The organism is Pseudobacillus badius (assembly GCF_002189605.1).
Lineage (GTDB): Bacteria > Bacillota > Bacilli > Bacillales > Domibacillaceae > Pseudobacillus > Pseudobacillus badius.
In genome coordinates this window covers 206,607-219,689 of the sequence record NZ_MWMM01000004.1, presented here as the reverse complement: position 1 = coordinate 219,689, position 13,083 = coordinate 206,607, and the positions used below count along the sequence as shown (strand labels likewise).

Annotated in this window: 11 protein-coding genes and 1 riboswitch; all 11 genes read left to right on the top strand. The window is 43.7% G+C overall.

Features of this window, described 5'->3' with window-relative positions:
* The first annotated feature begins 157 nt into the window (after positions 1–157).
* A complete protein-coding gene (locus B1A98_RS10050; RefSeq protein ID WP_063384965.1) occupies positions 158–934 on the top strand; it encodes an SDR family NAD(P)-dependent oxidoreductase in 777 nt (258 codons plus the stop codon).
* A 29-nt stretch (positions 935–963) separates the two neighbouring features.
* Positions 964–2,352, top strand: a complete 1,389-nt coding sequence (gene gcvPA / locus B1A98_RS10045; protein WP_063384966.1) for an aminomethyl-transferring glycine dehydrogenase subunit GcvPA — start codon at positions 964–966, stop codon at positions 2,350–2,352.
* Between the two features lie 29 nt (positions 2,353–2,381).
* Positions 2,382–3,953 (top strand): aminomethyl-transferring glycine dehydrogenase subunit GcvPB, encoded by a 1,572-nt coding sequence (gcvPB, locus tag B1A98_RS10040; protein ID WP_063384967.1) that lies wholly within the window; start codon positions 2,382–2,384, stop codon positions 3,951–3,953.
* Between the two features lie 104 nt (positions 3,954–4,057).
* Complete coding sequence (locus B1A98_RS10035; RefSeq protein ID WP_063384968.1) at positions 4,058–4,864, top strand: ABC transporter substrate-binding protein; 807 nt, start codon at positions 4,058–4,060, stop codon at positions 4,862–4,864.
* Positions 4,865–4,933: 69 nt separating this feature from the next.
* Positions 4,934–5,638 (top strand): amino acid ABC transporter permease, encoded by a 705-nt coding sequence (locus B1A98_RS10030; RefSeq protein WP_169713111.1) that lies wholly within the window; start codon positions 4,934–4,936, stop codon positions 5,636–5,638.
* Positions 5,604–6,326 carry an amino acid ABC transporter ATP-binding protein gene (locus B1A98_RS10025; protein WP_063384970.1) on the top strand — a complete coding sequence of 241 codons (723 nt, stop codon included), beginning with the start codon at positions 5,604–5,606 and terminating at the stop codon, positions 6,324–6,326. The genes B1A98_RS10030 and B1A98_RS10025 overlap by 35 nt, the downstream gene beginning before the upstream one ends.
* Before the next feature lie 40 nt (positions 6,327–6,366).
* Complete coding sequence (locus tag B1A98_RS10020; RefSeq protein ID WP_063384971.1) at positions 6,367–8,070, top strand: M20/M25/M40 family metallo-hydrolase; 1,704 nt, start codon at positions 6,367–6,369, stop codon at positions 8,068–8,070.
* 92 nt (positions 8,071–8,162) lie between these two features.
* On the top strand, positions 8,163–9,650 hold the full coding sequence (locus B1A98_RS10015; protein ID WP_063384972.1) for an amino acid permease: 1,488 nt from the start codon (positions 8,163–8,165) through the stop codon (positions 9,648–9,650).
* 172 nt (positions 9,651–9,822) lie between these two features.
* On the top strand, positions 9,823–10,542 hold the full coding sequence (locus tag B1A98_RS10010; RefSeq protein ID WP_063384973.1) for a DUF421 domain-containing protein: 720 nt from the start codon (positions 9,823–9,825) through the stop codon (positions 10,540–10,542).
* 92 nt (positions 10,543–10,634) lie between these two features.
* Positions 10,635–10,775: riboswitch (cyclic di-AMP (ydaO/yuaA leader) on the top strand.
* Positions 10,776–10,908: 133 nt separating this feature from the next.
* Positions 10,909–12,252, top strand: a complete 1,344-nt coding sequence (locus B1A98_RS10005) for a TrkH family potassium uptake protein (RefSeq protein WP_063384974.1) — start codon at positions 10,909–10,911, stop codon at positions 12,250–12,252.
* A gap of 41 nt (positions 12,253–12,293) precedes the next feature.
* Entirely contained in the window at positions 12,294–12,689 is a 396-nt protein-coding gene (locus B1A98_RS10000; protein WP_052475057.1) for a sporulation protein, read from the top strand.
* Positions 12,690–13,083 lie beyond the last annotated feature (394 nt).

Here is a 13,083-nt window from a genome sequence, read left to right as displayed (position 1 = left end):
ATTTCGAAAATTCAAAATTGTCAATGAACAAATAGGTATTGTCATTTCTGTCAAAAACCAAACTAGAGAAAAAGCTAAAAACTATCATTTTTGCTGTCTCCTCAATTTGGCACGCTTATTGCAATATAGTTAGCAAAACAATAAAGGAGGTCATGTGTTGGAAAAAGACTATTTTCAATTAAGGAATAAAGTGGCAGTTGTGACGGGAGCTGCATCAGGGATTGGATATGCAGCAGCAGAACTGCTTGCGGAAGTCGGAGCTAGTGTGCTCCTTCTGGATATCGATGAACAAAAAGGAAATCAAGCTGTACAAGAGATTCGTGAGCGAGGGTTTCAGGCAGAGTTTAGAAGGTGCAATGTCACAAGCAAATCGGATTGCGAGGAGGTGGCTCGCTATATTAAAGAGACCTATCAGCACGTCGATGTGCTCTTTAATAATGCAGGGATCATCAGAAGAAAAACAGTTGTCGACTTAGAGGAAGAAGAATGGGATGCGGTGATCGATGTTTCTTTGAAGGGCGTCTATCTTCTCTCCAAGCATTTGATCCCTCTTATGGATAAGGATCGCGGCGGAAGCATCATTAATACTGGTTCCGGCTGGGGGTTAAAGGGAGGGGATAAAGCAGCTGCCTATTGTGCAGCCAAAGCGGGTGTTGTCAATTTAACCAAGGCAATGGCCATTGATCATGGTCCTGAAAATGTCCGGGTAAATTGCCTATGTCCAGGCGACACGGATACACCGTTGCTGCGGGATGAGGCAAAGCAGCTGCAAGTGGATGAAGGGGATTTTCTTAAAGGATCAGCCACTGACCGTCCGCTAGCCAGAATCGGCACCCCCCGTGATATCGCTAAAGGCGTGTTGTTTTTGGCCAGCGATCTGTCTGCTTGGATCACCGGGACAGAGCTAGTCGTTGATGGAGGCGGTTTAGCTTAACGACAAAAATCTTTTTAGGAGGTATTACGATGAAAAATAAGGTGCATCCTTACATACCGAATATGGTGCCCGAGGTTAAAGAAGACATGTTAAAGGAGATTGGCGTTCCTTCTGTTATGGAGCTCTACTCATGTATTCCTGAAGAGCTTCATCTTAAGAATGAAATGAATATCCCTAAAGCCTTAACAGAATATGAGCTGCGACGTCATATAGAAGGACTGCTGAACAAAAACGTCAGTGCTGATGAATACATCAACTTCTTGGGAGCCGGCTGCTGGCAGCACTTTGTGCCGGCTGTGTGCGATGAAGTAAATCAAAGATCCGAATTTCTCACAGCCTATGCCGGAGAGCCTTACGAGGACCACGGCCGCTATCAGGCCTTATTCGAGTATCAAAGTTTATTGGCAGAGCTCGTCGATATGGACGTAGTCAACGTACCGACATTTGATTGGGGGCAGGCAGCAGCCACCTCTATAAGAATGGCAGCCCGCCTCACAGGAAGAAGGAAAATCCTGTTAGCGAGCACAGTGTCGCCGGAAAGAATGAAGATTATCGTTAATTACGGATCACCGGAGCTTGATTTTGACTTTGTAGACTTTGAAAAGGACACAGGTTTGCTAGATATGAAGGATTTAAAAGCAAAAATCTCTGATGAAACGGCGGCTATTTACTTTGAAAATCCTTCTTATCTGGGCTTTATTGAATCCCAAGGAGCGGAAATTTCGGAGGTGGCCCGAGAGAATGAAGCGTTGCTTGTTGTCGGGGTAGACCCTATTTCCTTAGGCGTGCTCGCGCCGCCAAGCCAGTATGGTGCCGATATTGTTTGCGGTGACTTGCAGCCGCTGGGCATGCATATGAATTACAGCGGCGGACAAGCGGGGTTTATCGCAACAAGGGATGAAGAGAAATTTATCAACGAATACCCTTCCCGGTTGTTTGGCATTGTGCCGACTGTGAAGGAAGGCGAATACGGGTTTGGCGATGTGGCCTATGATCGAACTTCTTTCGCTTTACGGGAGAAAGGGAAAGAATCGGTCGGGACGCAAACGGCATTGTGGGGGATCACGGCCGGTGTGTATCTATCCTTGCTAGGACCGAATGGAATGTATGAGTTAGGGCAAACCATTATGCAAAATAGCCAATATGCGGTTAAGCAGCTGAATAAACTTCCAGGTGTGAAAGGCTCGCGGTTGACTTCTCCTTTCTTTAAAGAATTTATTATTGATTTTAATGATACAGGGCTTTCAGTTGAAACCATTAATAAAAAATTATTAGATCAAAAGATTTTCGGAGGAAAGGACTTATCGAAAGAGTTTCCGGAATACGGGCAATCCGCTTTGTACTGTGTAACAGAAGTTCATACGAAGGATGATATTGACCATTTAATTACATCCTTACAAGAAATAGTGACGAACTAAATCCCTTACGGGGAAAGGAGAGCTGGCAAATGGAAAGAATCCAGAGAAAAAACAAAGTAAGAGATTTTCATCAGGCAAAGTGGAACGAGCCAATTATCTTTGAATTGCATCAAAAAGGAGAAAGAGGAGTTGATATTCCGCTTTCCGATCAAGCGGTGGCGGCTGAGGTAGGCAATGGGGTTTCCGCTATTCCTGAGGGCATGTTGAGAAAGGAAAAGCCGAATCTTCCAGAAATCGGCCAAGCCCGGGTACTTAGACATTATGTTCGCCTTTCTCAAGAAACGCTGGGGTCGGATTTCAATGTCGAGATTGGCCAGGGAACATGTACAATGAAGTACATTCCCAAAATCAATGAGCTGCTGGTCCGCAACCCGAAAATAATGGAATTGCACCCTCTTCAAGATGAGAGCACTGTTCAGGGCATGCTTGAAATTATTTATAACCTGGATGTGTGTATGCGTGAAATTTCCGGGATGGATCACTTTTCTTTCCAGCCGAGCGGCGGCACTCAGGCGTTATTTGCCATGGCCTCCATTGCCAGAAAATATCATGAATCCCGCGGAGAAGCAGAACAAAGAAATGAAATCATCACAACGATCTTTTCTCATCCTTCCCAAGCGGCCACTGCCGCAGTGAAAGGATTTAAAGTAATTACACTGCATCCTGATGAAGAGGGGTTCCCTGACATCGAGAAATTAAAAGCGGCGGTGTCTGAACGGACAGCCGGCTTTGTCGTAGCAAATCCAGAGGATACAGGCATCTATAATCCGAGAATCAAAGAATTTACTGATATTGTTCATCAAGCGGGAGGCCTATGCTATTACGATCAAGCGAACGCCAACGGCCTTTTGGGAATCACCCGTGCAAGAGAAGCGGGCTTTGACATGTGTTTCTTTAATCTCCATAAAACATTTGCCGCTCCGCATATGTGCGGAGGACCGGCGACAGGCGCACTTGGTGTTGTTGAGGAATTAAAAGAGTTCTTGCCTGCCCCGATTGTCGAGTTTGACGGCGAGAAGTATTACTTAAATGAAGACCTTCCGCAGTCGATCGGCAAAGTTCGTGCTTTCCACGGAGTCGCCCAAACTGTTTTGAGGTCATATGCCTGGATTCGTGCATTAGGGCCGGACGGTTTAAAGGAAGTAGCACAAACAGCGGTCCTCAATAATAATTATCTGTATTCCAAAATACAGAAGATTCGCGGCGCAAGCGCTCCTTATGTGAAGGGCCAGCGGCTTGAACAGGTTCGTTACAGCTGGGAGCAAATGACGAAAGAAACGGGTATAACGACAGAAGATGTGCAAAGACGTATGACAGACTTCGGCCTTCATTATTGGACGAGTCACCATCCGTATATCGTGCCGCAGCCATTTACGCTTGAGCCGACTGAAAGCTATTCAAAAGCGGATTTGGATGAGTATATTGCGGCGCTTGAGCAGATTTCGGAAGAGGCCTATGAAAATCCGGAGATTGTTCAAGATGCGCCTTACAACAGTACGATTCACAAATTAGATGAACAGGATTTTCTTGATCATCCCGAAAAATGGTGCATTACATGGAGAGCCTACCAAAAGAAGACGAAACAGCCAGAGCGTATTTAACTGAACGGGCAATCAAGTGCAAGCTTGATTGCCTTCTTATCTACTGTTTTTTAAGTAAAGTAACGGTAAAGTTCATTCAATCCTATTGATAAGAGGTGCAGATAATGAGAAAAATATGGTCCTTTGCTTTACTTGTAGGCACATTTCTTCTTTTAGTAGTAGGCGGCTGCGGATCGAAAGAGGATCAAACATCCGGAAAAGCAACAGAAAACGAAAAAGAGATCAAGCTGGTGAAAGAAGGAAAGCTGACGTTTGCTATGAGCGGGTTATTAAAGCCATTAAATTATAAAGAAAATGACAAGCTGGTAGGGTTTGATGTTGAGATCGGAAAGGAGATCGCCAAACGCATAGGACTAGAAGCCAATCCGGTGACGAACCCGTGGGAAACCATCTTGCAGGGCTTAAAAGGAAATAAGTATGACGCTATCATCGGCAGCATGACCGCTACGGAAGAACGGGCAAAGCAGGTGGACTTTTCAGACCCTTATTATATTTCCGGCGCGCAGATCTTTGTCTCTGAATCAAACCAATCCCTGGGGAAAAAAGCGGACTTGACAGACCGGAAGATAGGAGTTGTGCAATCGAGCACATATCAGCAAGATGCGGAGCAATATACGAAAAATATCAAGAGTTACCCAAGTGATGTATACGCTTTGCAGGACCTTGAACCTGGACGCGTTGATGCGGTGATTACGGATAAGATTGTAGGCATTCATGCGATGAAAGAAGCCGGCTTAAAGATCAAACCGGTAGATAAGGTGCTGAAACAAGAAAACATTGCTGTTGCTGTGAATAAGGACAATCCCATTCTTTTAGCTGAGATTAACCGAGCCATCGCCTCCATGGTTGAAGACGGCACCTATAAAAAAATCAGTGAAAAGTGGTTTGGGGTCAACCTTTTGGAAAAGTAAACAGCGGAGATAGTTGATGAGAGTGAGCTTAAATGAAGGGATGGGGTAACCTTGAATGCCATCACAAGCATGATGTCTATTTTTCAAACACACGGACTCGAATTTTTAAAAGCTACGGTGATCACTGTGCAACTCACCGCTGTATCTTTGCTCATTGCGATGGCTATCGGCTTGGTTTTTGCTTTCTTCAAGGTGTCCAACGTGTTCATTCTTGAAAAACTGGCTGATATCTATGTCTTCTTAGTAAGGGGCATGCCGTTAATTGTACAGCTTATGTTTTTGTACTATGGCATATCCAGTGTTTTTGTATTAACAGATTTTACTGCGGGAGCCATCGCTTTAGGAATCCATTCCGGCGCTTATATCGCGGAAATTTTCCGCGGTGCTATCCAATCCATTGACCGCGGACAAATGGAGGCGGCCCGTTCCTTAGGAATGCCCTACGCTCTTTCTATGAGAAGAATCATTTTGCCTCAAGCCTTTAAAAGAGCCATTCCTGCATTAGGCAACCAGTTCATTATCGGCTTAAAGGATTCTTCCCTCGTCGCCTACATCGCTGTGACGGAATTGTTCAACCAAGCGCTCTCTGCGCAGGCTGAAAACTATATGCCATTTGAAACTTATTTTGTGGTCGGAATCTATTATCTGGTTCTTGTGCTTATCTTTACCGTCATTTTCAACAAAATTGAAGGAAGATTAGATACAAGCAAGGGAAGCAGGCGCAAGGGAGGAAAACCATTTGATCAAGGTAAAACAGTTATCCAAAGCGTTTAATGGCTTGCAGGTGCTGAAGAATATTTCTATTGAAATCGATCAATCAGAAGTGGTTGTTTTAATCGGGGCAAGCGGCTCCGGAAAAAGCACCTTATTGAGATGCCTTAATTTCCTTGAGTTAAAGGATAGCGGACAAATTGAAATAAAAGGACAAGCCATTGATGTGAACCGAACCAATCTCAACAAGGTACGCGAAGACATGGGAATGGTGTTTCAGCACTTTAACTTGTTTCCCCACATGACTGTGCTGGCTAACGTTATTGAGGCACCTGTTCATATTAAAAAGAAAAGGAAGCAAGAGGCTATTGATCAAGCAATGGGGATTTTGCAAAAAGTAGGATTAGGCGATAAAGCGCATGATTATCCGGAACAATTATCAGGCGGACAAAAACAAAGGGTAGCGATCGCCCGTGCACTGGCAATGGAGCCGGCTGTCATGCTATTTGATGAGCCGACATCTGCCCTGGACCCGGAGCTTGTCGGCGAAGTCCTTGAAACGATGAAAGGCCTGGCAAGAGAAGGAATGACCATGGTAATCGTCACGCATGAAATGGGATTTGCCCGTGAAGTGGCTGACCGTGTGATCATGCTGGCTGACGGAAAAATTATTGAAGAAGGCCATCCGACTGAATTCTTTACTCATCCTAAGGAAGAAAGAACCCGCCGCTTTTTGCAGCAGGTATTATAAGTTGAGACGATTTAAATGGTAGAGAAGGAGCGTGTGAACAATGTTATCCTGCCGGAAAGAAGTTTTACACTTAACTGATGAACTCGTTAGAATTGAAAGCGTTGTCAATACAAAAGGCGAAGTGACGATTGCCAATCGCTTGTATCAGCTGATCCGTTCGTTTTCTTACTTTCAAGAAAATCCGAGTTATCTTATTCAGTCACGAACAGATAATGACGAAATCGAGCGCTACAATATACTGGCGTTTGTGAAAGGCACAAAGGAGAAAAGCAATAAAACAGTCATTTTAATGGGGCATACCGATACAGTCGGCGTGGAGGACTACGGGCACTTGAAAGACAAAGCCTGCTTTCCGGATCAGCTTATGGAGGCATTATCGGATGAAGAGCTTCCTGAGCTGGTTAAGTCGCATTTAAATTCAAGTGATTGGCACTTCGGCCGGGGGGTATTAGATATGAAAAGCGGTGTGGCCAGCCATCTCTATCTATTGAAATATTATTCTGATCACCCAGAGGAATTGGCTGGGAACCTCGTTTTATTAGCTGAATGCGATGAGGAAGACAGTTCTCATGGCGTGTTATCCGCTCTGAAAAATTTAAAACAATGGAAAGTGGAGCATCAATTTGACTATGTGGCTCTCATCAACTCTGATTTTGTCGCTCCCCGTTTTGAGGGAGACACCAATCGCTACATCTACAAAGGGACAGTTGGAAAATTGCTTCCGTCCTTTTTTATTACAGGGGCTGAGACTCATGCGGGTTCTTGCTTTGAAGGATTAGACCCCAACTATATAGCGGCAGAATTAACAAGCCAAATTAGCTATAATCCTGAGCTGTGCGATCAATCATTAGGAGAGACGCCTATGCCGCCAGTCTCCCTCAAGCAGACGGACTTCAAGCCTGCCTATACCATACAAACGGCCTTGTCTGCATATGTCTATTTTAATTTTTTTATCCAATCCTGGTCGCCAAAGGATGTCTTGGAGAAACTGAAAAAGCAAGCTGAAATTGCTTTTGACCGGGCTTTAGCTCAATTGAGAGAGCGGCACCAAACGTATTGCAAACTAAGCGGGCAGCCTTATAAGGAACTGCCTTGGCAATCGAGAGTTCTTGTTTATGAGGAAATGCAGAAGCAGCTGATCCAGCAGCATGGAAAGCCCTTTATTGAGCACATGAAAACGTTTAAGGAACAACTGCTGCTGGATCGCACATTAGATATGCGCATGTTTGCAGCAAAGGTTGTAGAAGAAGAATGGAATTGGATGAATGATAAGAGCCCGGCGATCATTTTATTCTATTCATCTCTTTATTCTCCGCGCATAGAGTTGACCGGCAAAAACGAATATGAACAAAATCTGCTGCTGGCATTAGAGGAAGCTGTTCAATCTGTTCAGCCTTATTATCCTCATCCTATCGTGACAAAAAATTACTTTCCGTACGTTTGTGACATGAGTTGCGTGGCTTTAAGTGACAATGAAGAAGGGATTCAGGCGGCCAGCGTTAACAACCCCGGCTGGGGAACAAAGCACTACGTGGATTATCAGGCGATTCAGGAGCTTAATGTACCGGCTATCAATATCGGTCCCTACGGCCATGATGCCCATAATAGATACGAGCGGATGGAGCTGAAATACTCGACAGAGATGGTGCCAAACATTACAAATGAAGTTATTTGCAGACTGCTGGGGATGGGCAAAAGGGAAGCCGGTACATCTTTGCCGGAACGAACCATTGCAAAAAGCTAGAAAATGCTTGTCGTCTGGCAGTCAGTATCTTTTTATTTTACAGAAAATTCAAATTAATTAAGTTGGAATACTCCAAGAAAAGAGGGGAGTTCATGAGCAATTTAGAGATCAAACCGCCTGTCGAACATGTTTCAGCACATTCAGATGCAAAACTGGAGCGAGGCTTACGCTCTCGCCATATAACGATGATTGCCATCGGAGGAGCGATCGGGACCGGTTTATTCGTGGCGAGCGGCGCAACGATCAGCCAGGCGGGACCAGGAGGGGCTCTTGCTGCTTATCTCGCTATTGGCTGCATGGTCTATTTTTTAATGACCAGCCTTGGAGAGATGGCCACCTATTTGCCGGTTTCCGGTTCATTTGAAACATACGGCACCCGCTTCGTTGATCCCGCATTCGGATTTACTCTCGGGTGGAATTACTGGCTAAGCTGGGCCACTACCATTCCTGCAGAATTGGCTGCTGGTGCATTGGTGATGAAATATTGGCTGCCGGGATCTTCAGACCTGTTATGGGGAAGCATTTTCCTCGGTTTAATATTCTTGTTGAATGTACTTTCTGTTAAAGGATATGGAGAGGCGGAGTTCTGGTTTGCCGGCATCAAGGTGATCACGATTATAGTCTTTTTAATTGTCGGGGTTCTGATGATCTTCGGGATATTTACAAGCTCTACAGCCGGCTTTGCGAATTTCACCTCGGGAGAAGCTCCTTTTAAAGGAGGTTTTTTAGCCATTGTCGGGATTTTTATGATTGCCGGCTTTTCTTTTCAAGGAACGGAGATGGTCGGTATTGCTTCCGGCGAAAGCGAAGACCCCGAACGAAATGTGCCCCGGGCGATTCGCAGCGTATTTTGGCGAGTGCTTATCTTTTATGTATTTTCCATCCTCGTTATAGGGCTGATTGTTCCTTATACGGACCCAAGCCTGTTGAAATCAGATGTCGATAACATTACCATTAGCCCCTTCACACTAGTATTCCAAAAAGCCGGTCTGGCGTTTGCGGCTTCCTTGATGAATGCTGTTATTTTGACATCTGTGCTATCGGCCGGCAATTCTGCGACTTATGCTTCTACTCGTATGCTGTGGGCGCTGGCGCAATCAGGAAAGGCGCCGAAGTTTCTGCGCAAAATCAATGCAAAGGGCGTGCCGATCTATGCGCTTTATGCCAACATTCTTTTTGGGTTAATCGTTTTCCTTTCTTCCTTTGTCGGTGATGGGGTTGTCTATCTTTGGCTGTTGAATATGACAGGCTTAACCGGCTTCCTGACATGGGTCGGCATTGCTATTTGCCACTACAGATTTCGCAAAGCTTATGTAGCACAAGGCAGGGATTTGAATGACTTGAAGTTTAAAGCGAAGTGGTATCCATTTGGTCCTCTGTTAACTTTAATTCTTTGCTCTATTGTTATTATAGGACAAGGGAGCGGAGTCATCTCAGGGGAAGGAATTAACTGGTACGGCATGCTGGTTTCATATATTAGCCTTCCAGTGTTCATTATTCTTTGGATTGGTTACAAGGTGATGAAAAAGACAAAGGTTGTGCCGCTGGAGAAGTGCGATTTTAGCCGCGATCATTTATAGTTGCTGCTGTATCCCGAAGGCTTCCCGAGCCTTCGGGATGTTTATGTTTGATTTTGCCTGATATGAAAAGAACGATTCTTTCTTTGAAGTAATATCTGCTGCGGCTCTTGGCCATACTCTGTGAAAGGAGACGCTTAACGTTTGTAACCAGTAGAGAAGGGGACAAAAAAGCATGCCAGAGTATTTACAAGTTCTTTTGCGGACGATGTTCGCTTTTTTTATGTTGTTTGCAGCAGCCAGATTTTTAGGGAAACAGACGATTTCCAAGATGACTTACTTTGATTTTATTGCCTCCATTACCATGGGTGCTATTATTGCCAACCTTTCCTTTAATGTTTCTTTAAAAGCCCATTATTTAGCTCTTTCGTTCATTGAGTTTACTTTAATTGTTTTCTGTATTGCTTTTATTTCACTTAAAAACAGGAAAGCGAGAAAGCTTTTTGCGGGCGATCCGACAGTGGTAATCGAGAACGGAAAAATATTAGAAAACAACATGGAGAAAATGCGTTATACACTAGATTATTTGAATCAGCAGTTAAGAGAAAAAGACGTGTTCAATATTGAAGAGGTTTTATTCGCGGTGATTGAAACGAACGGAACGTTGACTGTACTGAAAAAGCCTGAATATCGAAATGTTGTCAAACAGGATTTGTCATTAGCTGTTCAACCTGAGAAAAAGCTTCCAGTTGAGCTTGTTATGGACGGCTGCATTGTTCACAGCAATATCATACAGAATAACTTAGAAGCCAGCTGGGTCGAATCTGAAGTGAAAAAACGGGGTCTCCACCTTAGTGAAGTGGTCTATGCTGTCCTGGCGGCTAATGGGAGAGTATATATCGATACCTACCGGGACGACATCGAATCTCCTGTTGATCAAGAGCCCTCTGTCTGATAGGCCCTCTATTAATTTACCAATTTTATCTTTACAAATGGTTTTTCCGGGAGTATAGTAGCTATTATCAATTTAATGTTTACATTAAATCATACCTTATATCGCTTAATTCATGAAGAAGTGGGGGACCCATTTTTGTGCTTGGCACTTGGGGTGAATCCTTCGTTAGAGGGTAGGGCTACTTTCAAGGCCCGAGTCCGACAGCTAACCCCATCAGCGTTTTGAAAGGAGGTTTGCTTTGTGTTGTTTAAAGGGACACTGAGTAATGCCTTGGTGTTCTTTTTTGGTGTTTGCAAAAAGGCATCTTTCACCTATTGCTTGCCCTTTTAGGGACATTATATTCGATGAAGAAATGAAGGAGATACTATGGTTCACAGCAAATCCAGTCATTTTATGGATCCTCCTAAGATTTTAGCGGGCGGGTTTGCTCTTGTTATTTTATTAGGTGCCTATCTTTTAACCTTACCTGTGGCGACAGCGGATGGAGAGGGTTTATCATTTTTAGACGCGCTGTTTACAGCGACTTCTGCCACCTGTGTCACGGGCCTGGTTGTTGTTGATACAGGTTCGACATTTACGCTGTTCGGCCAGCTGGTCATTTTAAGCTTGATCCAAATTGGCGGTCTAGGATTTATGTCGGTCGCAACGCTCTTTGCTTTTTTGCTGAGAAGGAAAATTTCTTTAAAAGAACGCCTTATTTTGCGGGAAGCTTTCAACTCACTGGCGATCGAGGGAATTGTGAAGCTGGTAAGAAGAGTTTTGCTTTTTACGCTGGTGTGTGAATTCATTGGCGGCACTTTGCTTGCGATCCGCTTTTCGTTTGATATGCCGGCAGCTAAAGCTATTTATTTTGGTTTTTTTCATGCCATTTCTAATTTTAATAATGCAGGATTCGATCTTATGGGCGACTACAGAAGTTTAACGGGTTATGTAAATGATCCAGTCGTTGTGTTAGTCGTCTGTTCGCTGATCATCCTGGGGGGAATTGGTTTTGTTGTCATGAATGAATTGTATGAATATCGCCAAAAGAAGCAGCTGTCTTTGCATACAAAAATTGTTTTGGTGACAACCTTCCTGTTAGTCTCTGTCGGAGCGATCTTGATTTTCCTATTGGAGCTTCATAATCCGAAAACACTGCAGCCTTTATCATGGCCAGGGAAGTTCTTAGGATCTCTATATCAATCGGTAACGGCGCGTACAGCTGGCTCCAATACGCTAAATATTGCTGATTTAACCGATACCACCTTGTTTTTAATTATCTTTTTAATGTTTATCGGTGCTTCTCCCGGCTCTACAGGAGGAGGGATTAAGACAACTACCTTTGCAACGCTTGTTGGAGCGGTGATATCCCAGATCAAGGGGAAGGAAGAGGTTGTTTTCTTTGAAAGAAGAATTGATTATAAGCTGATTTATAAATCTTTGACCATTATTCTGAGCAGTTTATCTGTCATTGTCATCGTTACGATGATCTTAACTATTACAGAAACAGGAAAAGGATTTTTAATGATTGTGTTTGAGGCGACATCCGCTTTTGCAACGACAGGTCTGTCAATGGGGCTCACTCCGGACTTGACTCCTATTGGGAAAGCCGTCATTATCTTTGCCATGTTTGCGGGAAGACTCGGCCCGTTGACGTTAGCAATAGCACTTACACTCAACCGTCAGCCTGATCGCTTCCGATATACAGAGGAAAAGATAATGATTGGCTAAGTTTACTGTCATATGCGATGGCACAGGAGGATTCACAGATTGTGATTAGAAAATTGATAAGTCAATGGTTTTTCCGCTTTGGTTCAGCCCATATTCATCTGATTTTAGATAAGAAAGAGTTTACTCCAGGAGAAAGAGTAACTGGTTATTTTTCTTTAGAAGGCGGCTGGTTTGAACAGGAAATTAAACGGCTGGAGTGCGATTTGGTCGTTACAGATAAACAGAATCAAACAGAGCAATTGATTCAAGGAGCTGTGACAAGGCTAATGTCTAAATCAATTGAATCAAAGGAATCTGACCAAATTCCATTCACGTTCCTGCTGCCTGATGAGCTGGATTCTTCATCAGGCAGCCGCTCGTATCGTTTCCACACGAGAGTGGTATTCAGCAACGGGGCTCAAAGCGTTGAACATGATGAAATTAAAATTTTGAAGTAGACGGCAAAGCGCGGATCTAATCATCCGCGCTTTGCTTTTTTGTAAGAAAAAGGAAGAATGGAGATGCATATGAGAGAGCGGCGTAATGAATAACAGGCTGCAGATAAACATACTACGTAATAAAAGATGAATTTTGAGATGATTTGAGATGGATAGCGTGAAATGACTGGAGATAAGCTTTAAGCCATGTGTAACTGTGGATAGCTGAACTGAAGCAATAAAAATCAACAAGAAAACCAATCATTTTTATTGCGCCAGAGTTAAGAATAAATTTGATCTAGTGAATCGAGACAAGCTGTAATGAAATCGTGAGAAAACATCAGAATAGTGAATAGTGAATAGTGATAAATTTAATCTGCATAAAAATGGTTAGCTTATTTTTTGAAAATATCTC